We start from the raw sequence: 21,433 nt of genomic DNA on the forward strand, positions 1-21,433 counted from the left end.
CGCTACGCGCACCCCCACAAGACCGCACCGGCCGCCGCAGGCATCCCCCGCCCCAGCCCAGCGCAGCGGCAGGGCTCAGCCCACCGACGAGTACGCCACCACACCCCGCAGCAACTCGTCGACCGCCTTGCGCGCGTTCTTCGCGACCGTCGACCCCTCGGCATGCGCCGCGGCCGAGATCTGCCCGAGCACGTCGATGACCTGCTTGCACCAGCGCACGAAGTCACCGGCCGGCATCTCCACCTCGCGCAGCACCTCGTCGAGCCCCTTGCCGGAGGCCCACATGTACGCGGCCCAGGCAAAGCCGAGGTCCGGCTCGCGCTGGCCGACGCCCTCGGTCTGGTTGATCCGGAACTCCTCCTCCAGGGCGTCCAGGCGCCCCCAGATCCGGACCATCTCACCGAGGGCGGCCTTCGCCTTGCCCGAGGGCACCTTGGGCGCCATGGCGTCGTCGGCGACCCGGGACTCGTACACCAACGCCGAGACGCAGGCGGCCAGTTCCGCGGGGGAAAGGCCCTCCCAGACACCGGCCCGCAGGCATTCGCTGGCCAGCAGGTCGAGTTCGCCGTACAGCCGGGCCAGCCGCTTGCCGTGCTCGGTGACCTCGTTGGCCCGCAGGTAGTCCAGCTCGGTCAGCAGCGCGACGATCCGGTCGAAGGTCCGGGCGATGGTGTTCGTGCGTCCCTCGATACGCCGCTCCAGCTGCGACGTGTCACGCAGCAGCCGGTGGTGGCGCTCGGCCCAACGGGCGTGGTCCTCACGGTCGTTGCAGCCGTGGCAGGGGTGCGCGCGCAGGGCGGTGCGCAGCCGGGCGATCTCCCGGTCGTCGGCGGCCTGCGACCGCTTCTTGCGGGCCCGCTCCGGCGGAATGTGCCCGGCCTTGGTGCGCAGCGCGGAGGCGAGGTCCCGACGGGACTGCGGGGAGCGCGGGTTGAAGGACTTCGGGATCCGCATCCGCTCCAGCGCCTCGACGGGCACCGGGAAGTCCATCGACGCGAGCCGCTTGACCTGCCGCTCGGCGGTCAGCACCAGCGGGCGCGGACCGTCGTGCTGCTCGAAGCCCCGGTGGCCGTTCGACCGCCCGGCCGGCAGTCCCGGGTCCAGCACCAGGGCCAGACCCGCGTACTTGCCCGTGGGGACGTGAATGACATCCCCCGGCTTGAGCTTCTCCAGCGCGACGGCCGCCTCGGCACGCCGCTGGTTGACGCCCTCCCGGGCCAGCTCGGTCTCGCGGTCCTTGAGGTCGCGGCGCAGCCGCGCGTACTCCTCGAAGTCCCCGAGGTGGCAGGTCATGGACTCCTTGTAGCCCTCCAGCCCCTCCTCGTTGCGCTGCACCTGCCGCGAGATCCCGACGACCGACTTGTCGGCCTGGAACTGCGCGAAGGACGTCTCGAGCAGTTCGCGCGAGCGGTGCCGGCCGAACTGCTCGACGAGGTTGACCGCCATGTTGTACGACGGCTTGAAGCTGGAGCGCAGCGGGTACGTGCGCGTGCCGGCCAGTCCCGCCAGGTGGTCGGGGCTGGTGCCGCGCTGCCAGAGCACGACCGCGTGGCCCTCGACGTCGATGCCGCGCCGGCCGGCCCGGCCGGTCAGCTGGGTGTACTCGCCGGGGGTGATGTCGGCGTGCTGCTCGCCGTTCCACTTGACGAGCTTCTCCAACACCACCGACCGCGCGGGCATGTTGATGCCCAGCGCGAGCGTCTCGGTCGCGAACACCGCCTTGACCAGGCCGCGTACGAAGAGCTCCTCGACGACCTCCTTGAACGTCGGCAGCATGCCCGCGTGATGGGCCGCGATGCCGCGCTCCAGGCCCTCCAGCCACTCGTAGTAGCCGAGGACGTGCAGATCCTCCGTCGGGATGGAGGCCGTGCGCTCCTCGACCAGGGCGCGGACCCGCTCGCGCGCCTCGTCGTCGTTGAGTCTCAGGCCCGCGTACATGCACTGCTGGACGGCGGCCTCGCAGGCGGCCCGGCTGAAGATGAAGGTGATGGCGGGCAGCAGGCCCTCGGCGTCGAGCCGTTCGATGACCTCGGGCCGGCTCGGCGTCCAGACGCGGGAGCGCTGCCGGCGCTCGCGCTCACGGTCCGCCTCGCGCATCGCACGGCCGCGCTTGCGGTCCTGGTACGACGGCCGGCTCGCCTCCATGCGGGCCAGCCGCGTGAGGTCGGGGTTGACGGCCTTCTTGTGGCCCTCGCCCTCCTCGAACAGGTCGTACATCCGCCGCCCGGCGAGCACGTGCTGGAACAGCGGCACGGGCCGGTGCTCGGAGACGATCACCTCGGTGTCGCCGCGGACGGTGTCGAGCCAGTCGCCGAACTCCTCGGCGTTCGACACGGTCGCCGACAGCGAGACGAGGGTGACCGATTCGGGAAGGTGGATGATCACCTCTTCCCATACCGCGCCCCGGAAGCGGTCGGAGAGGTAGTGCACCTCGTCCATGACCACGTATCCGAGGCCGAGGAGGGTCTGCGAGCCCGCGTACAGCATGTTCCGCAGCACCTCGGTGGTCATCACGACCACCGGGGCATCGGAGTTGACGCTGTTGTCGCCGGTGAGCAGGCCGACCTTGTCCGCGCCATAACGGCGGCACAGGTCGGCGTACTTCTGGTTCGACAGCGCCTTGATCGGCGTCGTGTAGAAGCACTTCTTGCCCTGCTGGAGGGCGAGGTGGACGGCGAACTCGCCGACGATCGTCTTGCCGGAGCCGGTGGGCGCGGCCACCAGGACGCCCTTGCCCGCCTCGAGTGCCTGACAGGACTCGATCTGGAAGGGATCGAGGCCGAAGTCGTACATCTCGCGGAAACCGGCGAGCGCGGTGGCCTGCTCGACAGCGCGCCTACGTGCTGCCGCATACCGCTCGGCCGGGGAGAGGTCCTCTGTCATCGTGCTTTCGAGACTACCGGGCCCCACTGACAACAGGACGATCATTATCCGGATCCGATGACGATAAACATCGAATCCGCGCAGCTCACGGCCCTATGACCCGCACCGCACCCGGTACACAGCGCGCGGTCAGCGGCAGTGGCCCGAACGGCTCGCCGTCGGCGTACCCGCCAATCCCCCGGGCGGCGATCTCGACCTTGGCCGCCCGCACCACCGTGACCTTGGGATGGTCGACGTGCCGGCCCCGGTACACGCTCGGAAACACCCTGAGCAGCGTCGTACGGCTGCAGTCCCCGACCACCGTGACGTCGAACAGTCCGTCGGTGAGATCGGCGCCGGGACAGATCCGCATGCCGCCGCCGTACGACGACCCGTTGCCGACGGCCACCAGGGTCGCCTCGACCTCCTGTACGTCACCGTCGTCCAGGGTGATCCGGTACGGGAAGGGCTTGAACGCGGCGAGTTCGGCGAGCATCGCCAGGTCGTACTTGAGACGCCCCGTCGGCCACCGCATGCGGTTGCCGCGGTCGTTGACCCGGGAGTCGAAGCCGGAGGCGAGGACCGTGCCGAACCAGCGGCCGTTCACCTGACCGAGGTCGATGTCACGCAGCCGGGCGCCCTTGAGGGCGTCGGCGATCAGCCGGCCCGCGGCGGCCGGGTCGCGCACCGGCAGGCCCAGGGCGCGCGCGAAGTCGTTGCCGGTACCGACGGCGACCAGGCCGAAGGGGGTGCGGGTGCCGGCGACCGCCTGGAGGGCCAGGTTCGCCATGCCGTCGCCGCCGACGGCGATCAGCGCGCCGGTGCCGTCCGCGACGGCCGCACGCGCGCGCGTGAGAGCGTCCTCGGCGTTCGCACCGAGGACCGTACGCACGGAGAATCCGGCCGCCCGCACAGCGGAAGCGGCCGGCTGCGCCGCGTGGGCGCCCCGGCCGCGACCCGCGGTGGGGTTGACGAAGAGGGTGATCTCGCTGGTCACGCCCCGGACGTTACAAGGGCGGGCCGCTCGGTCAGGTCACGTCGTCATAACCGTTGACCCGCTCCGTGCTCGCCTGCTCGGGCAGCGCCCGGCTGGCCGAGACGGTCTCCACGTCCCCGATGTCCTCGGGCGTGAGGTCCAGCTCGGAGGCCTCGTCGTCGGCGGGGCCCAGAGCGTCTCGGCGGCGCCTGCGCCGGTCGTTGACCAGGGAGAAGGCGACCGCACCGAAGTACAGAATCCAGATCGGTCCGGCCAGCGCCAGCATCGTCAGCGGGTCGGTGCTGGGCGTGGCGACAGCCGCGAACACCGTGATGCCCATGATCATGCCGCGCCACCAGCCGACCATCCGCTTGCCGGTGATCGCCCCGGTGAGGTTGAGGAAGACCAGCAGCAGGGGCAGCTCGAAGGAGAGACCAAAGACGAGCACCATGCGGATGACGAGATCGAGCAGGTCGTCCAGCGGCAGCAGGTTGGAAGCGTCGGCCGGTGTGAACTCGAGCAGCACCTTCGCCGTGGTGGGCAGCACTGTGTAGGCGAAGTAGGCGCCGCCCAGGAACAGGGGGGCACCGGTGCCGACGAACGCGTAGGCGTACTTCTTCTCGTGGCGGTGCAGACCGGGCGCGACGAACGCCCACAACTGGTAGAGCCACACCGGCGAGGCCAGGACCACACCGGCCATCAGCGACACCTTCAGCGCCAGAGTGAAGGGGGTGAGCAGACCGTTGATGGTGATCTGCGCACACGGCTCGCTGGACTTCGACTTGGACAGTTGCTCGAAGGTCTGCTCACAGCCGACCGAGTCCAGGATCGGCCTGGTGATGAGGTTGATGATGTCGTTGTAGAAGAAGGCGGCAACGACAGTGACGGCGACGATGGCCAGCATCGCCTTCGCGAGCCGGTTGCGAAGCTCACGAAGGTGCTCCGCGAGGGGCATCCGCCCCTCGGGATCCTTCTCCTCTTGGCGGGCAGACTTCAGCAACCCACGTTCCCATCTCGTGCGGAGGGCCGGAGGTCACCGGCCCTGCGTCAGCGCTTGGTCGTGTCCGTCGGCTCAGTGACCGGGCGCGAGCTGGTCACGTCACCGGGGGCGGCCTGGATGGTGCGCTGGACGGGGGGCTGCTGGTCGTCGTGCGGCGGCGCAGCGGGAGCGGACGCGTTGTCCTGACCCTCGGTCTTCATCGCCTTGGCCTCGCTCTTGAGGATCCGCGCGGACTTGCCGAGCGAGCGCGCCATGTCCGGAAGCTTCTTGGCGCCGAACAGCAGGATGATGACGACGAGGATGAGAATGATCTCGGGGGCGCCGAGCCTTCCGAACATAAGTCTTTACCTTCTCACCGAGGCGGCTGGGGTGGGGTGCTGTCCGACCGGTCGGACATGTGTCCGATCGACCGTGCTTGACAGCGATCGTAACGCTCAGGGGTAAACGCCTGGCAATCCCTGTGCGTACTCCCGGTCCGCGGCCCGGGCCTCGTTCTCCGGACCGCGACATGCAGAGTACCTGCCGGAACCACCAAGTTGACAGGGCGAAGTGGCCCAAAGCGCATCACACCCGCGACTCACACCCACGACTCACAGGGGACACATGGGACGACTCACAGCGAATCCACGGAGCGGGCCGCGCTCATGGAGGCCCGCTCCAGATCCTCCGCGGCCCGGTTGATGCGCCGCGCCGAGTCCGTGACCTGCCTGCCCAGACGCTGCGCCTCCAGGAAGACGCGTACGGCGAGCACGCCGAGAACGGCGAGACCCAGAAAACCCACTGCTACCGCGAACATCGGCCAGAACATGGGCCGAGCCTAGAGGGTGGAGTGCAGGCGCAGGGTCCTGACCCCGCCGCCCGTCAGCAGCTCGACGATCCGCTCGCCCGCCGGCTTGCGGACGGCCGCTCCGCAGTCGGGGCAGGTGAAGGAGTAGAAGGTGGTGCGGCTGCTGGCGCCGATGGCCAGGCGCAGGGCGCTCGCGGTGAGCTCGAAGCGGCCCCGGCAGTCCGGGCAGCCGGCCCTGAACGTCACCGGCGTCACACTCTTCATCCCGGCGAACGCGGCGGCCACCGTCATTCCCATGCCTGACGTCGGCGACTCGCTCAAAGCTCCTGCTCCTGCCTGCCGTGCTGACCGTCCTGAACCGCGTGGGCGCCAGGAGCGCCGTGCGCCTCGACCCCGTCGTACGCCGCCAGCGCCTCGCGGGCCGCCCCGCGGGCGCTGTCGGCGAGGTCACGCGGCGAGACGATCCGGCCCTCGCGCCCGAGCCGCAGCGCCAGCCGCTTGAGCGAGGCGGGTTCCGGGGTGCGCAGAGTGATACGCAGCCCGCCGTCCGGAAGCTCATCCGCACTGTCGTGCGGGTAGTACTCGGCGACCCAGCGCCCGCCGGGGCCGACCTCGACCACGACCTCCGGGTCCGCGGCGGCGGGCTGCACCAGCCCCTCGGACAGGTCCCGCAGCTCGATCTCGGGCGGCGCGGACGGCTCGTCGAGGATCTTGATCTCGGCGACCCGGTCGAGCCGGAAGGTACGGCGCGCCTCGGAGCGGCGGCACCAGGCCTCGACGTAGGTGTGACCGACGCTGACCAGGCGGATCGGGTCGATCTCGCGCTCGGTGACCTCGTCGCGGGCGGGCGAGTAGTAGCGGATCCACAGGCGGCGGCGCTCGGAGATGGCCCGGTCGACGTCCGCGAAGACGCCGCCCTCCGACTCGAAGGTCACGGACAGCCGGGAGCTGGCCCCCGCCTGCTCGCCGGCCGCGGCCTCCACCTTGGCGGTGGCCCGCAGCAGTGCCTGCCGGTCGCTCTCGCGCAGGCCGGGCAGCGTGGACACGGCGCGGGCGGCGACCAGCAGCGCGGTGGCCTCGTCGGAGGCGAGCCTGAGCGGCTCGGCGACGTCATCGGGGTTGTGCCACCAGATGCGCTCGCCGTCGGTGTCGATGTCGAGCAGATCGCCGCCGCGGAAGCTGGTGCCGCACATGGGCAGCACGTCGAGGTCGGAGACCAGCTCGTCCTCGGTGATCCCGAAGGCCCGGGCGACGTCCTCGACCCGGGCGCCGGGGCGCTCCCTCAGATACGTCATCAGGGAGAGCATCCGCCGGGTCTGGTCGATGGCATTGGCCGGCCTGGCCGGTTTTCCCACCACTCTCTTACGCCCCCTCAGCCCTTGGCCACGGCACGCAGCCGGTCCACCACGTCGGCCCGCAGTTCGGCGGGTTCCAGGACCACCACGTCCGGCCCGAACTCCACCAGCCAGGCGTCCAGCCCGTGGCCGTACGGAATCTCCAACTCGTCCCAGCCGTCCCCCAGTTCCCGCACCGAGGCGGCCTTGGCCCGCAGGGGGTAGCCCGCGCCGACGCGCAGCCGGATCAGCGCGGAGCGGTCGGCGGTCTCGCCGGCCCAGCTCGCGACGGTCTCCCGGACGGTGACGACATCGGGCACCGGGGCGGTGAACCGGGCGCCACGGGTGCGCACCTTGCCGGTGATCCGGGACAGCCGGAACACCCGCTCGGCGCTGCGGTCGCGGTCCCAGCCCGCGAGGTACCAGTGGCCGCGCCAGCACTCCAGCGCCCACGGCTCGACATGCCGGGGCTCGGGGTGGGCGGCGGTGGCCTTGCGGTAGTCGAAGACGACCGGGCGGCGGTCGCGGCAGGCCAGCATCAGGGGCTCGAAGGCGGCCTCGTGCACAGGGATGCGCGGCTCGAGAGCGCCATGGGTCTCGTACGGGTCGAAGTCCTCGGGGAGTCCCGCGGCGCGCAGCTTCTGCAGGGCGCCACTGGCCGCGCCGGCGAGCCGGGCCTGCTGCCAGACCTTGGCGGCCAGCCCGAGGGCGGCGGCCTCCTCGGCGTCCAGGGTGACGGGCGGGAGGCGGTTGCTGTCGCGGCGGGCCAGGTAGCCGACCTCGCCGTCCAGGTTCTCGACGGTCTCGATGACCAGGCCGAGTTCGCGCAGATCATCCTTGTCGCGCTCGAACATCCGGTTGAAGGAGTCGTCCGAGCCGGCTTCCAGATAGGCCTCGATGGACTCACGCAGCTCGCGTTTGCTGAGCGGCCGCCGCGTCCCGAGCAGACACAGCGCCAGGTTCATCAGTCGCTCGGCCTTGGCAATGGCCATCGACGCCCTTCGCCTCCCTATGGTGCTTACGGACGATGACCGTACCGCCCCGAAGTGGCACGGCAAAAGCCGAGGGCCCATGCCCGGACAGGCATGGGCCCCAGGTGATCGAGACCGGTCGTACGACGATCAGACCCCGAGGAGTCAGACCCCGAGGAGGTCGACCACGAAGATCAGGGTCTCGCCGGGCTTGATCGCCGGGGTCGGGCTCTGGTTGCCGTAGGCGAGGTGGGCGGGGATGGTCAGCTGGCGGCGGCCGCCGACCTTCATGCCCTGCACGCCCTGGTCCCAGCCCTTGATGACCCGGCCGCCACCCAGCGGGAAGCTGAACGGGGTACCGCGGTTCCAGCTGGCGTCGAACTCCTCGCCGGTGCTGAAGGCAACGCCCACGTAGTGGACGGTGACCGTCTGGCCGGCCTGCGCCACCGCGCCGTCGCCCTCCCAGATGTCCTTGATCTCCAGGTCCGCCGGGGGCTCGCCGCCCGGGAAGTCGATCTCGGGCTTGTCGATGCTCACGTCTCTAGCTCCTGCGTGTGTACGGAAAGTGCGTTGTACGGAAAGGCAACAGGCACAGTCTTACATCTCGGTGGGGTCACATCTTCGCGAGGATGTCGACCGTGAAGACCAGCGTGGAGTCCTTCTTGATCCCGCTGCCCGCCGGCGGGCTGTCGCCGTAGCCCAGATCCGGCGGGACGACGATGAGGACGCGGCTGCCGACCTTCTTGCCGGTCAGGCCCTGCGACCAGCCTTTGACGACCTGCTGGAGCGAGAACGACGTCAGCGCCTTGCGGCCGTACGTCGAGTCGAACTCCTTGCCGGTGTCCCACAGGACGCCCTTGTACTGCACGAGGACGGTGTTCTCGGCGGCAACCTCGTCCCCGTCGCCCTCGATGACGTAGTTCGCGACCAGCTTCGTCGGCGCGGCGCTCTTGGGGACCTCGACGGAGGGCGCCTTGCCGTCGGTGTTGGTGCCGACCTTCGGCAGGTCCACGTTGTCCTGGGCGACGTCCGTGCCCTTGGCGGAGCTCTTGGCGTTGAAGGACTCCACCAGGTCGACGACGAAGACCAGCGTGTCGGTGCCCTTGATGCCGCCCTCCGCGTAGCCCTCCTTGCCGTACCCCCAGGTCGGCGGGACCGCGAGCTGGACGCGGCTGCCGGTCTTCTTGCCGGTCAGGCCATACCGCCAGCCGTCGATGATGCTGCCGGAGGCGAGCTGGATGAGCAGGGGCGTCTTGCGGTCGTAGGAGTTGTCGAAGACCTTCGCCGTGTCCCAGATCTGCCCGAGGTAGTTCGCCTGGATGTAGTCGTTCTCGGCCACGGTGGTGCCGCTGCCCGCGATGACCGTCTTCACCGCGAGGTCCTTGGAGGGGTCGCCGCTGCCCTTGGCGACGGTGGGCTTCTCGCCGAACTTCGCGCCCGCGGTGATCGCCGGAAGGGGACCGTCGACGATCTTCGGCGCCGGAACGGACGCCGAGCCCGACGGCGAGGGCGACGCGCTGTCGCTCGCCCCGCTCGATCCGGACTCGTCGTCACCACATCCGGCGAGTGCGACCAGTCCTGTGGGTACGGCGATGAGAAGTGAGCGTCGGCGCACGGTGGGGGCCTCGTAATCGGTCGATCTTGTTGATGGCGTGCGCGCAACTCTACGGCGTGAGAAGGGCGCCGTACGTGAAACGTACGGCGCCCGTGTTGCGTTCCGAATGTTCCTTCGGAACGGACCTGCTCACATTCCGGCGATCAGCTTCTCGACCCGGTCGTCCACCGAACGGAACGGGTCCTTGCACAACACTGTGCGCTGAGCCTGGTCGTTGAGCTTGAGGTGGACCCAGTCGACCGTGAAGTCACGGCGCTGTTCCTGCGCCCGCCGGATGAAGTCGCCGCGCAGGCGCGCCCGAGTGGTCTGCGGCGGCACCGACTTGCCTTCGAAGATCTTCAAGTCGTTGCAGATCCGGGCGGCTTGGCCCTTCTTCTCCAGCAGGTAGTACAGGCCACGACGGCGGTGGATGTCGTGGTAGGCGAGGTCTATCTGCGCGACCCGCGGGTGGGACATGGTCATGTTGTGCTTGGCCCGGTACCGCTCGATGAGCTTGTACTTCATGACCCAGTCGATCTCGGTGCCGATCCGGTCGAGGTCCTCGGCCTCGATCGCGTCTAGCGTACGGCCCCACAGCTCCAGGACCTGCTCCACGGTGCCGGTGCGGATGCCGCGGCGCTCGCAGAAGTCCACGGCCTTCTCGAAGTACTCGCGCTGCACCTCCAGGGCGGAGGCCTCGCGGCCGCTGGCCAGGCGGACCTTTCGGCGGCCGGTGATGTCGTGGCTGACCTCGCGGATCGCCCGGATCGGGTTTTCCAGGGTCAGGTCGCGCATCACGGTGCCCGCCTCGATCATGCGCAGTACCAGGTCGGTGGCGCCGACCTTGAGCAGCATGGTCGTCTCGGACATGTTGGAGTCGCCCACGATCACGTGCAGGCGGCGGTAGCGCTCGGCGTCGGCGTGCGGTTCGTCGCGGGTGTTGATGATCGGCCGGGAGCGGGTCGTCGCCGAGGAGACGCCCTCCCAGATGTGCTCGGCCCGCTGGCTGACGCAGTACACCGCGCCCCGCGGGGTCTGCAGCACCTTGCCGGCGCCGCAGAGAAGCTGCCTCGTGACGAGGAACGGAATCAGGATGTCCGCGAGCCGGGAGAACTCCCCGTGCCGGGCCACCAGATAGTTCTCGTGACAACCGTAGGAGTTGCCCGCCGAGTCGGTGTTGTTCTTGAAGAGGTAGACGTCGCCCGCGATTCCTTCCTCGTGCAGGCGTCGTTCGGCGTCTACCAGGAGTCCTTCCAGAATGCGCTCGCCTGCTTTGTCGTGGGTGACCAGTTCGGTCACGTTGTCACATTCGGGTGTCGCGTATTCCGGATGTGACCCGACATCGAGATAGAGGCGGGCACCGTTCCGCAGAAAGACATTGCTGCTGCGGCCCCATGACACGACACGGCGGAAGAGGTACCGCGCCACCTCGTCGGGAGACAGGCGTCGCTGTCCCCTGAACGTACACGTGACGCCGTACTCGTTCTCCAGCCCGAAAATGCGGCGGTCCATGAGTGAACATTACGCCCGATCCCCCGAGCTGAAACGGGGTTCGACAGCACGGTTTGGATCATTTTCCGATGAAGCCGCAACCACCGTGCCCCCGGCGGAAGCTGCGAGGACCCGCCGCGTGGCCAGCAGAACGAGCAGCGACACGGCTCCCGCGGCGCCCGGTACGGCGAACCCCCACAGGGCACCACCGGCCTCGACGACCGGCCCCGTGAGGCCCGTTCCGACGGACGTGCCCACGGTGAACGTCGTCACCAACCAGGAGAACGCCTCGGTGACCGTCCCGCGCGGTGCGTGCCGGTCGACGAGGACGAACGCGCAGGCGATGACCGGCGCCAGGAAGACGCCCGCGAGGACCGTGAGCAGCGTCATGGCCACCGCGCCCAGTATCAGCATCAGCGGCAGGTGACACACCGCCAGAAGGGCCACCAAGGCCTGCAGTCGCCGCACCGGTTCGCCGGTCCACTGCCGCGCCCCGTAGGACAGGCCGCCGATGAGCGCGCCGAGGCCGATGCCCGCCATCAGCCGGCCGTACACCACGTCGCCGCCGTTGTCGTCGGCATAGGTGACGGAGGCCACGGTGATGGAGCCGAGCGCGATACCGACGAAGAAGAGCGCGCCCAGCAGGGCGAGGAGTCCGGGCGAGCGCAGTGCGCCGAGCCAGTGGGCCTCGCGCGGCGCCGACCGCCACGCGCGCGAGGGCGGCGAGACGGACACGGAGAGCGCGCCGAGCACCCCGATGACGTTCAGGACGAGCAGCGCGGCCTGCGCCGACCACAGCGACGTGCACAGGGTCACGAGCAAGGGGCCCCTCCTTCCCAGTCAAGTGCTCGTGTTCAGGCGTATGCGCCCGAGAGCCCTGTTCGGCCCGAGCGGATCACCGCCCTCCCTCCGCGGCGGTGCGGTCTGCTCGATGGCGGGGTTGACCCGAAGTGGTCCGCCCGACTAAGTGTTACGTATAACCAAACCCGTCAGGCAAGGTCATACGACAGGGACATTCAGTGACGACCACGCTCAACCAGGCCGCGCCGCACGCGCATCTGACCGGAGACGCCTCGGTTTCCGACGGTGACGGAGGCGTCTCATGAGGTACGCGAGCCTCCTGCGAAGTCCTCATGTAGCCCGGCTGCTGGTAGGCACCCTTGTCGGGCGGCTGCCGAGCGGAATGGCCGCTGTGGCGATCCCTCTGGCCCTGCGCGAGGACGACGCGCCGTACGGGTTCGTCGGGCTCGTCGTCGGGGTGTTCGCCCTGGCCACGGCCGCGGGAGGGCCACTGCTCGGCCGTCTGGTGGACCGCATCGGCCAGACCCTCGTGCTGCTGCCCGCAGCCCTGCTGGCGGGCTGCGGGTTCCTGCTGATCGCGGCGGCCCCTGACCGACCGGCTTCCGTAATTGCCGGAGCGGTCCTGGCGGGAGCGGCGTCGCCGCCGCTGGAACCCTGCCTGAGGGCACTGTGGCCGACGATCGTCTCGGACGAGAAACTGGAGTCGGCCTACGCCCTGGATTCCGCCTCCCAGGAACTGATCTTCGTGGGTGGGCCACTGATCGTTGCCGGCTGTGTCGCCGTCGCCTCACCCGTGACGGGCTTGTGGGTTGCTGCCGTGCTGGGACTCGCAGGCGTGCTGGTGGTCGGCACCGCCGAGCCCGCCCGGGCCTGGCGGGCACCCGCTCGTGAGGCCGACTGGCTCGGCCCGCTGCGCAGCCGGGGTCTCGTCGTTCTGCTGGTCAGTCTCACCGGCGTGGGCGTCGCGCTCGGCACGCTCAATGTCGTCGTCGTGGCCTACGCGGAGGAACACCGCGTGCCCGGTGGCGCTCCGGCACTACTGGCTCTCAATGCCTTCGGCGCCCTCGTCGGGGGACTCGCCTACGGCGCCGTACGCCGCTGGTCGGTCCCGCCGGCGCGGCGGGCTCTGCTGCTGACCCTCTGCCTGAGTCCTGGCTATGCACTCCTGTGCCTGCTGCCCGGACCGCCGTCGATGTCCGGCCTGATGGTACTGACCGGGCTGTTCCTCGCACCGGTGCTGACCGTCACCTTCGTCCTGGTCGGAGAACTCGCCCCGGCGGGCACCGTCACGGAGGCATTTGCCTGGCTTGTCACGCTGATGACCTCGGGCATGGCGCTCGGGTCCGCCGTCGTCGGACTGGTCCTGGAACACGGCGGTCCGAGTTGGGCGGCGGCGTGTGGCGTGCTGGGGCTCACGGTCAGCGTTCTCGTACTCACGGCCGGGCAGTCACGGCTGGATTCGGACCGGCAGGCGCACAACCTGGCGTCGGCTGCTTCCAAGGCATGACGTGCACCGTGACGCGGGGCCACGGCCGCATATGCCGTGATCTTGCAAGTGGAACGGCCGAGACAGGGGGCACCCGGCGTCCGCAGCGCAGCTGGCAACCGTGCGGCTCACTAGGGCCATCCTTGGCCGCTCCACGGACGAGCACTGCCTGTGGCTCCGTCCGACGGTGGCTGGACCTGGCCACCGACGGCGGCGACCCTCATCGCCGGTGAGCGGGAAGCCATTCTCGTCGACACGGTGCCCACCGTGGAGGACGCACAGAAGCTGGCGGACTGGATCGAAGCCAGCGGCAAGGAACTCACCACCATCTACATCGCCCATGGCCACTTCGACCATTTCCTCGGCTCGTCGACGCTGCTCGACCGGTTCCCCCAGGCCCGCGTGGTAGCCACCGAGGCGACGGTGCGCCTCATCGAGGCGGAAGCCGAATCCGGACATGACCTCAAGCTGTACGGCCAGCTGTTCGTCGACCGCATCGACTCGACCGTCATCGTGCCGGAGGCCCTCACGGACCACCGCCTCGACCTGGAAGGTCACGAGGTGCTCGCCGTGGCAACCGGCCGGTCCGACGTCGACGACTCCTCGTACGTGTACGTCCCAGCCTCTCCGCCGTCGCGGTCGGAGACATCGCGTACAACGATGTCCACCCCACGCTCGTCACCAGCGATCACCAGAAGCGGCCGGCGTGGATCCAGACGTTGGCCGAGATCCAGGACCTGAAGCCGGACATCGCCGTGGCCGCCCACCAGCGCCCGGACGCGCCAGACAACGCCCGGGTACTCGCCGACACGATCGCCTACATCAAGGACGCAGACCGCGTTCTCGAAGGAGAGCCGACCGCTACGCAGTTCATCGAGCACATGCTCGAGTCGCACCCCACCCGACTGAACCCCACCACTGTGATCTACAGCGCGGCAGCACTCGGTCTGAAGTGACTGGTTCTCAGGGCTCACGCCCGCGAGGCGCAGGGCGAAGTCGCCGTACTGCCAGACGATCGTGTCCTCGGTGAGTTCGCCGTCCTCGCGGTACCAGGCCGCGATCCCCATGCCGAGGTCGAGAACGGCATAGGAGACCAACCGGGGGGAGGCGACGGTGAAGCACCCCTCCTTGAGGCCCTCCTCGACGATCGCGCGGAAGCCGGCTTCGTACTCCGCGCGCAGGGCCAGCACCCGGCTTCGGTGCGGCTCGACAAGAGAGCGGATCTCACGGTTTCCGACGAAGGCCTCGAGCCGGTGCCGGGCGTGGCAGCGCACATGCGCATCGGTGGCGCGGCGAAGGAGGGACACCGGTCCGGCGCTACTGGCGACGGCTGCGCGGTGCGCGGCGAGGAGGTCCTCCATCGTGCCGATCATGATCCGGGCCACCGCCTCGGGCAGATTCTCTACGCCTAGGACACCCTCACGCGGCAGCGACCCCCACTGCCCTGGATCCGGCACCCAAACCAAACGCCACTCGTTCAACTGGCCTGTCCCTGATCGCTTGAACACAAGCATTCATCAGGGAAGCGTCGAGGGGCGGTGTGAACAGCCCGGCGGCCGCCACGACGGCGTAGGCCAGGGGCAGCGGCTCGGTGCCGGCGAAGGCGGCCATCGCGAGGGCCGACAGGACGGCGGCGGACAGCTGGACGCGCGGCTGGCCGTGGAGGTCCACGAGCTGCCCCAGCACCGGCTGGCCCACCGCGTTGGCCACGCCGTACACGGCCACGAGTGCCCCGGCCAGGCTGTAGGAGCCGCTCTCCGCGCGGACGAACAGCACGATCACGATCGCGGCGGTGGCGTTCGGCAGCCTCCCCACGAAGGTGCCGACGAGCAGCCGGGCGGCGTGCCTCGCCCTGAGGATCTCCAGGTATCCCACGGCCCTGTCGCGTCCTTCCCTCGCGGTTGACGCTTGCCGATCACACTTGAAGTGTTACGTATAACGCCCTCCGTCATACGTAGCATGTGCCCTGTCCACGCGTCCAGACGAAGGAGCAGGCAGCCGGTGGCACGAGGCAGCACCCGCCCCACGAGCCGTGACGTCGCCCAGGCCGCCGGCGTCTCCCAGGCCGCGGTCTCCCTGGTCCTGGGCGACAAGTGGCGCGGTCGGGTGTCGGAGACCACCGCCGAACGCGTCCGGGAGGCCGCCCGCGAGCTGGGCTACCGGCCCAACCTGGCCGCCCGGAACCTGCGCCTGGGCCGCACCCGCACGGTGCTGCTGGTGGTCCCCGCGCTGACGACCGAGTTCTTCGCCGGCGTCTACACGGGCGCGGCGCGGGTCGCCGCCGAACACGGCTTCGGGGTGGTCCTGTACCCCTCCCCAGAAGGCGTCGGCCCCGCCCGGGACCCCTTCGCCTCCGCGCAGGCCGCCCTGGACGGCGTCATCGCCTCCTCCATGGCCGCCGACGCCCTCTCCGCGATCCGCGGAGACCAGCTGCCGTTGGTGATGCTGGACAGCGACCCGTCGGGAAGTCTCGGCGTGGCCACGGTCAACCTGGACATCACCGACGGCGTGCGGCAGGTCGCCGAGCACCTCCTGGGCCTGGGACACCGCCGCTTCCTGCACCTGGCGGCGGACGTGCCGTCCTGGACCTTCGAGGTGCGCGCCCGCGAGCTGGCCGTCCGGGTCGGCGAGGTGCCCGGCACCTCGCTGCGCACGGCCCACGCGCCGATCTCCATCGAGGGCGCCCTGGCCGCCGCCGAGGCCGCGCTCGCCGCCCCGGGCCCGGGACCGACGGCGCTGGTCTGCGACGACGACAAGCTCGCCGCCGGCGCCTACAAGGCGCTGCGGCGCCTGGGTCTGCGCGTCCCCGACGACGTGTCCGTCACCGGACTCGACGACCTCGCTCTGGCCACGGCCATCGACCCGGAGCTGACGACGGTCCGGCTGGACGCCGAGCTGTTCGGCGAGCGCGGCATGCAGGCCCTTCTGGCGGTCCTGGAGGGCCGCACTCCCGAGGCGGGGGACATTCCCGTCGAGCTGATCGTGCGGGGATCCACGGGGCCGCCGAGGGCCTCCTGAAGCGCCTGTGCCCCGGCCGAGGGGGCGAATTCTAGGGATCGTCGCAACACATGATCACTGACGTGTGGTGGCGAGCAGTTTATGCAGGCGCTCGGCTGGGGTCTCCCAGCCGAGCGTTTTGCGTGGGCGGCTGTTCAGCTCGGCAGCCACGGCGTCCAGGCGCTCACGGCCGTGGACAGCAAGGTCGGTGGCCTTGGGGAAGTACTGCCGCAGCAAGCCGTTGGTGTTCTCGTTAGAGCCGCGCTGCCAGGGCTTGCCGGGGTCGCAGAAGTAGACCGGCATCCGGGCCGCCATAGCGAACTCGTGATGACGGCCCATCTCGCTGCCCTGGTCCCAGGTCAGGGATCGCTTCAGGTGGGGTGGCAGGTGTCTGACGGTGTCCAGGAGGGCGTCGCGAACACGTTCCGTGCTGCGACCTTCAGGCAGGTGGACGAGCATCAGGTAGCGGGTACTGCGTTCGACCAGGGTGCCGATCGCGGAGCCGTTGTCCTTGCCGATGATCAGGTCTCCCTCCCAGTGGCCCGGGATCGCACGGTCGACGGCTTCGGCTGGACGGTCGCTGATCATGACCATCGGCGTCGAGTAGCGCGGCTGGCGCTGCTGGGCCTGGCGGCGGGGCTTACGGCGGGCGCGGCCGGTGCGGAGCGCTTTCACCAGGTCACGGCGAAGTTCTCCGCGGCCTTGCACGTAGAGGGCCTGGTAGATCGTCTCGTGGACCACGTGCATCTCCGGCCGGTCGGGGAAGTCCTTGCGCAGGTGGTGGACTATCTGCTCGGGGCTCCAGCGCCTTCCCAGGCGCTCCTGGATGTAGTCCCGCAGCTCCACCTTCTGGCCGATCTTCCCCGGCTTCGGGCGAGGCCGGCGGGCCAGGGCACGCGCATCGGCTGCGAACGGGCGGTACTGGCCGTTGCCTGGGTGCCGGTTGCGACTGATCTCGCGGCTCACGGTGGAGGGGCTGCGGCCGAGCTCGGCGGCGATCGAACGGATCGAAGCGTCCTCCCGCAGTCGATCAGCGATGTAGATCCGGTCTGCCTCTCGCAAGTACCGAGACGGCCCGGAAGTGGGCCCCACCGTGATTGGCGGTACCCACTTCCTGCGGCCGGTCGGCTGGGAGCCATGCCGCCATCGTTTCCCGGTCCGTCGGTTCACTCCGACGATCCGGCACGCCTCCGTGTTGCTCACGCCCCGGTTCACGAGCTCGAAGTATGCCTCCCGTTCCCGGTACAGCTTCTTCGGCCCTTGCCCCAGGCGTTCCCCACGAATCTCGAAGTCCATCGCATCCCCTGAGCTGGGGTGTTGCGACGACCACTAGAACTTAAGGGGTCGGCCGGGGCACATCGGAAGCGGGATGGGCTACTTCTCGTCGGGTTCCTCGGCGCTCTCCGCCTCGGTGGTCGCTCCGCCGGCCTCCAGCAGCCGGCCCAGCTGCCCGCCGACGATGCGCTTGAACTTGCGCTTCTGCGGACGCGTACGGTCCAGCACCGCGACCTCCAGGCGCTCGGCGGGGATCTCCCGCTCGCTGCCGTTGGTGTCCCGGGACAGGGCCTGGACGGCCAGCTTCAGCGCCCCGGCGAGCGACATGCCGTCCTCGTGACGCTGGTCCAGGTAGCTGCTGATCGTCTCGGCGTTGCCGCCGACCGCGACCGAGCCGTGCTCGTCCACGATCGAACCGTCGTGCGGCAGCCGGTAGATCTGGTCGCCCTCGGGCGTCTCCCCGACCTCGGCGACGACCAGCTCCACCTCGTACGGCTTCTCGGCCGCGGACGAGAAGATCGTGCCCAAGGTCTGTGCGTAGACGTTGGCCAGGCCGCGGGCCGTCACGTCGTCACGGTCGTAGGTGTAGCCCCGCAGGTCGGCGTACCGGACGCCGCCGATGCGGAGGTTCTCGTACTCGTTGTACTTGCCGGCGGCCGCGAAGCCGATCCGGTCGTAGATCTCGCTGAACTTGTGCAGCGCGCGGGACGGGTTCTCGCCGACGAAGACGATGCCGTCGGCGTACTGCAGCACGACCAGGCTGCGGCCACGGGCGATGCCCTTGCGGGCGTACTCCGCCCGGTCGGCCATGGCCTGCTGGGGTGAGACATAGAACGGCGTCGACACCGGTTATCCGTCCCTCTCTTCTGAGTTCCGTCGAAGTCCCTGGATCACCTTGGTAAGAACCGGCCCGTCGGCTAGAGCAGCGCGGCGCGCGGGCCGTCGGGCTGCTCCAGGCGCCGCTCCAGGATCGAGCGGGCGATCTCGGAGGACTCGTCCTCGTCGAGCCGGCGGAAGCCGTCCTCGGTGATCACGGTGACGATGGGGTAGATCCGGCGCGCGACATCGGGACCGCCGGTCGCCGAGTCGTCGTCTGCCGCGTCGTAGAGGGCCTGCACCACGAGCATCGTGGCCTCGGCCTCGGTCAGGCCGTCATGGAAGAACTTCTTCATGGCACCGCGGGCGAAGACCGACCCGGAGCCGGTGGCGGCGAAGTTGTGCTCCTCGGAGCGGCCGCCGGTGACGTCGTAGGAGAAGATGCGGCCCTTGCCGCGGTCCACGTCGAACCCGGCGAAGAGCGGGACCACGGCCAGGCCCTGCATGGCCATGCTGAGGTTGGAACGGATCATGGTCGACAGGCGGTTCGCCTTGCCCTCCAGGGAGAGCTGCGCACCCTCGACCTTCTCGAAGTGCTCCAGCTCCAGCTGGAAGAGCTTGACCATCTCGACCGCGAGACCGGCGGTGCCGGCGATGCCGACGGCCGAGTACTCGTCGGCCGGGAAGACCTTCTCGATGTCGCGCTGTGCGATGACATTGCCCATCGTGGCGCGCCGGTCACCGGCCAGCACGACACCGCCGGGGAACGTCACGGCCACGATCGTGGTGCCGTGCGGCGCCTCGATCACGCCCTGGGTGGGCGGGAGCTGCCGGTTGCCCGGGAGGATCTCCGGCTGGTGTTCGGACAGGAAGTCCATGAAGGAGGACGACCCAGGCGTCAGGAAGGCAGCCGGCAGACGCCCGGTGCTACGAGGGTTGGCTTCCACGCGATTCCTTCCACGTAAGGCGGCGGCCCGCCGGGGACGGCCGAGCCGATCATCAAATCTGTGCACGGACCATACCCGTGCCCACGCCGGTCATCCGTCCCGGCGACGACCTGCTGTATGCGGGCCGACTCCGGGACGGACAACTGGCGTTACTGACCGCCCTTTTGCACGAAGGAACGCACGAAGTCCTCGGCGTTCTCCTCGAGGACGTCGTCGATCTCGTCCAGTACCGAGTCGACGTCGTCGCTCAACTTCTCCTGGCGCTCCTTGAGGTCTTCGGATGCCTGCGCCTCGGGCGCCTCCTCGACCTCCTCGGTGTTGCGCGTCGCCTTCTGCTGTCCGCCGCCGGTGTCCTTGGTCGCCATAACCCTCACCCCGCTCGGTTCGACGTTCTTGATCAGACCCTACAAGCAGGGTCCGACATCGGCCCCGCAGTTTCCTCAACGTCCGGGGACCACCTCGATGATTCCCTGACGGCGGGGATTCCACCCTGTGGGGCCGAGTCGGCCCCGGGTACCCCTCAGTTGCCCGACAGTACCCTGACCAGGTCTTCTGCCGTCCGGCAACGGTCCAGGAGCTCCTTTACGTGATTTCGCGTTCCGCGAAGCGGTTCCAGGGTTGGAACGCGCTGGAGCGAATCCCGACCCGGCAGGTCGAAGATCACGGAGTCCCAGGAGGCCGCGGCGACGTCGTCGGCGTACTGCTCCAGGCAGCGGCCGCGGAAGTACGCACGCGTGTCCTCCGGCGGCTTCGTACGGGCCCGCTCGACCTCGTCGTCGTTCAGCAGCCGCTTGATGCGTCCGCGGGCCGCCAGACGGTTGTAGAGGCCCTTCTCGGGGCGCACGTCGGCGTACTGCAGGTCGACCAGGTGCAGCCGGGCGGCGTCCCAGTCGAGGTCGTCGCGGCGCCGGTAGCCCTCCATGAGCTCCCGCTTGGCGACCCAGTCCAGCTCGCCGGCCAGGCTCATGGGGTCGTTCTCCAGCCGGTTGAGGGTGTCCTCCCAACGGGCCAGGACGTCCTTGGTCTGGTCGTCGGCGTCCGCGCCGTACCGCTCCTCCACGTACTTGCGCGACAGCTCGAAGTACTCCATCTGCAACTGGACCGCGGTGAGTGTCCGGCCGCTGCGGAGCGTGACCAGACGCTTGAGCGACGGGTCGTGGGAGACCTGGTGAAGGGTGCGTACGGGCTGGTCCACCGCCAGGTCGACGGCGATGAAGCCGTCCTCGATCATGGACAGGACGAGCGCCGTCGTACCCAGCTTCAGGTAGGTCGAGATCTCCGAGAGGTTCGCGTCGCCGATGATCACGTGCAGGCGGCGGTACTTCTCGGCGTCGGCGTGCGGCTCGTCCCGGGTGTTGATGATCGGGCGCTTGAGGGTGGTCTCCAGGCCCACCTCGACCTCGAAGTAGTCGGCGCGCTGGCTGAGCTGGAAGCCGTGCTCGTGCCCGTCCTGGCCGATGCCGACGCGGCCGGCGCCGGTGACGACCTGGCGGGAGACGAAGAACGGCGTCAGGTGGCGCACGATGTCCGAGAAGGGGGTCTCCCGCTTCATCAGGTAGTTCTCGTGCGTGCCGTAGGACGCGCCCTTGTTGTCGGTGTTGTTCTTGTAGAGGTGGATCGGCTGCGCGCCCGGGAGCTGGGCGGCACGCTCGGCGGCCTCGGCCATGATCCGCTCGCCGGCCTTGTCCCACAGGACGGCGTCCCAGGGATTGGTGACCTCGGGAGAGCTGTATTCGGGGTGCGCGTGGTCGACGTAGAGCCGCGCGCCGTTGGTGAGGATCACGTTCGCCAGGCCGATGTCCTCGTCGGTGAGCTGGCTGGAGTCGGCGGCCTCGCGGGCGAGGTCGAAGCCTCGCGCGTCCCGCAGCGGATTCTCCTCCTCGAAGTCCCAGCGGGCTCGCCTGGCCCGGTGCATCGCCGCCGCGTAGGCGTTGACGATCTGGGACGAGGTGAGCATGGCATTGGCGTTGGGGTGACCGGGGACGGAGATCCCGTACTCCGTCTCGATGCCCATTACTCGCCGTACGGTCATGCGGCCCTCCTTGCCCGGCGGCGCCCTCGGTCGGGGGCGCCGCTCAAGTACCGCTGGCGCTCCG

21 protein-coding genes and 3 pseudogenes are annotated in these 21,433 nt (G+C 69.5%); 5 read left to right on the forward strand and 19 right to left on the reverse strand.

Annotated features, from left to right (window positions below):
* Window positions 1-75: 75 nt before the first annotated feature.
* The 12 genes and pseudogenes from QFZ76_RS11325 to QFZ76_RS11380 form a co-directional block, all read right to left on the reverse strand.
* On the reverse strand, window positions 76-2,928 hold the full coding sequence (locus tag QFZ76_RS11325) for an RNA helicase (protein ID WP_307673597.1): 2,853 nt from the start codon (window positions 2,926-2,928) through the stop codon (window positions 76-78).
* Window positions 2,929-2,968: 40 nt separating this feature from the next.
* Window positions 2,969-3,859, reverse strand: a complete 891-nt coding sequence (locus QFZ76_RS11330; protein ID WP_307673598.1) for a diacylglycerol kinase — start codon at window positions 3,857-3,859, stop codon at window positions 2,969-2,971.
* Between the two features lie 31 nt (window positions 3,860-3,890).
* Window positions 3,891-4,838 (reverse strand): twin-arginine translocase subunit TatC, encoded by a 948-nt coding sequence (gene tatC / locus QFZ76_RS11335; protein WP_266442608.1) that lies wholly within the window; start codon window positions 4,836-4,838, stop codon window positions 3,891-3,893.
* Between the two features lie 47 nt (window positions 4,839-4,885).
* Entirely contained in the window at window positions 4,886-5,176 is a 291-nt protein-coding gene (tatA, locus tag QFZ76_RS11340) for a Sec-independent protein translocase subunit TatA (RefSeq protein WP_266442606.1), read from the reverse strand.
* Between the two features lie 275 nt (window positions 5,177-5,451).
* Window positions 5,452-5,646, reverse strand: coding sequence for a hypothetical protein (locus tag QFZ76_RS11345; protein WP_266442604.1), 195 nt, complete (start codon window positions 5,644-5,646; stop codon window positions 5,452-5,454).
* A gap of 9 nt (window positions 5,647-5,655) precedes the next feature.
* The gene (locus QFZ76_RS11350) at window positions 5,656-5,946 is read right to left on the reverse strand and encodes a hypothetical protein (protein WP_307673599.1); all 291 of its coding nucleotides are present in this window, start codon (window positions 5,944-5,946) and stop codon (window positions 5,656-5,658) included.
* Complete coding sequence (locus QFZ76_RS11355) at window positions 5,943-6,983, reverse strand: YafY family protein (protein ID WP_307673600.1); 1,041 nt, start codon at window positions 6,981-6,983, stop codon at window positions 5,943-5,945. The genes QFZ76_RS11350 and QFZ76_RS11355 overlap by 4 nt, the downstream gene beginning before the upstream one ends.
* Before the next feature lie 14 nt (window positions 6,984-6,997).
* On the reverse strand, window positions 6,998-7,951 hold the full coding sequence (locus QFZ76_RS11360; RefSeq protein ID WP_307673601.1) for a YafY family protein: 954 nt from the start codon (window positions 7,949-7,951) through the stop codon (window positions 6,998-7,000).
* 144 nt (window positions 7,952-8,095) lie between these two features.
* Entirely contained in the window at window positions 8,096-8,467 is a 372-nt protein-coding gene (locus QFZ76_RS11365) for an FKBP-type peptidyl-prolyl cis-trans isomerase (RefSeq protein WP_307673602.1), read from the reverse strand.
* A gap of 76 nt (window positions 8,468-8,543) precedes the next feature.
* Window positions 8,544-9,545, reverse strand: a complete 1,002-nt coding sequence (locus QFZ76_RS11370; RefSeq protein WP_307673603.1) for an FKBP-type peptidyl-prolyl cis-trans isomerase — start codon at window positions 9,543-9,545, stop codon at window positions 8,544-8,546.
* A 129-nt stretch (window positions 9,546-9,674) separates the two neighbouring features.
* Window positions 9,675-11,036: a Pup--protein ligase gene (gene pafA, locus QFZ76_RS11375; protein ID WP_121404192.1), complete on the reverse strand. Its 1,362-nt coding sequence runs from the start codon at window positions 11,034-11,036 to the stop codon at window positions 9,675-9,677.
* A gap of 9 nt (window positions 11,037-11,045) precedes the next feature.
* Window positions 11,046-11,843: pseudogene (locus tag QFZ76_RS11380) on the reverse strand (MFS transporter); the annotation flags it as partial.
* Window positions 11,844-12,117: 274 nt separating this feature from the next.
* Here QFZ76_RS11380 and QFZ76_RS11385 point away from each other — a divergent pair.
* The 3 genes from QFZ76_RS11385 to QFZ76_RS11395 all read left to right on the forward strand — a co-directional run bounded on the left by QFZ76_RS11385 (window position 12,118) and on the right by QFZ76_RS11395 (window position 14,258).
* Window positions 12,118-13,323, forward strand: coding sequence for an MFS transporter (locus QFZ76_RS11385; protein ID WP_307673604.1), 1,206 nt, complete (start codon window positions 12,118-12,120; stop codon window positions 13,321-13,323).
* 150 nt (window positions 13,324-13,473) lie between these two features.
* Window positions 13,474-14,043, forward strand: a complete 570-nt coding sequence (locus tag QFZ76_RS11390; RefSeq protein WP_307673605.1) for an MBL fold metallo-hydrolase — start codon at window positions 13,474-13,476, stop codon at window positions 14,041-14,043.
* Complete coding sequence (locus QFZ76_RS11395; RefSeq protein WP_307680383.1) at window positions 14,022-14,258, forward strand: hypothetical protein; 237 nt, start codon at window positions 14,022-14,024, stop codon at window positions 14,256-14,258. Before QFZ76_RS11390 ends, QFZ76_RS11395 begins: the two co-directional genes overlap by 22 nt.
* 84 nt (window positions 14,259-14,342) lie before the next feature.
* On the opposite strand, the pseudogene QFZ76_RS11400 reads toward QFZ76_RS11395, so the two are convergent.
* A pseudogene (locus tag QFZ76_RS11400) lies at window positions 14,343-14,576 on the reverse strand (TetR/AcrR family transcriptional regulator); the annotation flags it as partial.
* On the opposite strand from QFZ76_RS11400, the gene QFZ76_RS11405 reads away from it, so the two are divergent.
* A complete protein-coding gene (locus QFZ76_RS11405) occupies window positions 14,502-14,714 on the forward strand; it encodes a hypothetical protein (protein ID WP_307680384.1) in 213 nt (70 codons plus the stop codon). The pseudogene QFZ76_RS11400 and the gene QFZ76_RS11405 overlap by 75 nt on opposite strands.
* Window positions 14,715-14,825: 111 nt before the next feature.
* Here the strand turns inward: QFZ76_RS11405 and QFZ76_RS11410 are convergent.
* Window positions 14,826-15,177: pseudogene (locus tag QFZ76_RS11410) on the reverse strand (MFS transporter); the annotation flags it as partial.
* A gap of 126 nt (window positions 15,178-15,303) precedes the next feature.
* On the opposite strand from QFZ76_RS11410, the gene QFZ76_RS11415 reads away from it, so the two are divergent.
* On the forward strand, window positions 15,304-16,320 hold the full coding sequence (locus QFZ76_RS11415) for a LacI family DNA-binding transcriptional regulator (protein ID WP_307673606.1): 1,017 nt from the start codon (window positions 15,304-15,306) through the stop codon (window positions 16,318-16,320).
* A 54-nt stretch (window positions 16,321-16,374) separates the two neighbouring features.
* Here QFZ76_RS11415 and QFZ76_RS11420 read toward each other — a convergent pair whose 3' ends face one another.
* From QFZ76_RS11420 to dop, 5 genes are all read right to left on the reverse strand, one after another.
* On the reverse strand, window positions 16,375-17,502 hold the full coding sequence (locus tag QFZ76_RS11420) for an IS30 family transposase (protein ID WP_373464494.1): 1,128 nt from the start codon (window positions 17,500-17,502) through the stop codon (window positions 16,375-16,377).
* 171 nt (window positions 17,503-17,673) lie between these two features.
* Window positions 17,674-18,420: a proteasome subunit alpha gene (prcA, locus tag QFZ76_RS11425; protein ID WP_266442580.1), complete on the reverse strand. Its 747-nt coding sequence runs from the start codon at window positions 18,418-18,420 to the stop codon at window positions 17,674-17,676.
* Window positions 18,421-18,491: 71 nt separating this feature from the next.
* The gene (gene prcB / locus QFZ76_RS11430) at window positions 18,492-19,337 is read right to left on the reverse strand and encodes a proteasome subunit beta (RefSeq protein ID WP_307673607.1); all 846 of its coding nucleotides are present in this window, start codon (window positions 19,335-19,337) and stop codon (window positions 18,492-18,494) included.
* Between the two features lie 149 nt (window positions 19,338-19,486).
* Window positions 19,487-19,702, reverse strand: a complete 216-nt coding sequence (locus QFZ76_RS11435; protein WP_030038375.1) for a ubiquitin-like protein Pup — start codon at window positions 19,700-19,702, stop codon at window positions 19,487-19,489.
* A 155-nt stretch (window positions 19,703-19,857) separates the two neighbouring features.
* On the reverse strand, window positions 19,858-21,369 hold the full coding sequence (gene dop / locus QFZ76_RS11440) for a depupylase/deamidase Dop (protein WP_373464284.1): 1,512 nt from the start codon (window positions 21,367-21,369) through the stop codon (window positions 19,858-19,860).
* Window positions 21,370-21,433 lie beyond the last annotated feature (64 nt).

Source organism: Streptomyces sp. V4I2 (assembly GCF_030817655.1).
GTDB lineage: Bacteria > Actinomycetota > Actinomycetes > Streptomycetales > Streptomycetaceae > Streptomyces > Streptomyces plumbiresistens.

Coding starts and splice junctions, on each gene's coding strand:
- QFZ76_RS11325 (WP_307673597.1), bottom strand. CDS start 2,928: ATGATCGTCCTGTTGTCAGTGGGGCCCGGTAGTCTCGAAAGCACGATG.
- tatA (WP_266442606.1), bottom strand. CDS start 5,176: ATGTTCGGAAGGCTCGGCGCCCCCGAGATCATTCTCATCCTCGTCGTC.
- QFZ76_RS11345 (WP_266442604.1), bottom strand. CDS start 5,646: ATGTTCTGGCCGATGTTCGCGGTAGCAGTGGGTTTTCTGGGTCTCGCC.
- QFZ76_RS11360 (WP_307673601.1), bottom strand. CDS start 7,951: ATGGCCATTGCCAAGGCCGAGCGACTGATGAACCTGGCGCTGTGTCTG.
- pafA (WP_121404192.1), bottom strand. CDS start 11,036: ATGGACCGCCGCATTTTCGGGCTGGAGAACGAGTACGGCGTCACGTGT.
- QFZ76_RS11385 (WP_307673604.1), top strand. CDS start 12,118: ATGAGGTACGCGAGCCTCCTGCGAAGTCCTCATGTAGCCCGGCTGCTG.
- QFZ76_RS11435 (WP_030038375.1), bottom strand. CDS start 19,702: ATGGCGACCAAGGACACCGGCGGCGGACAGCAGAAGGCGACGCGCAAC.
- dop (WP_373464284.1), bottom strand. CDS start 21,369: ATGACCGTACGGCGAGTAATGGGCATCGAGACGGAGTACGGGATCTCC.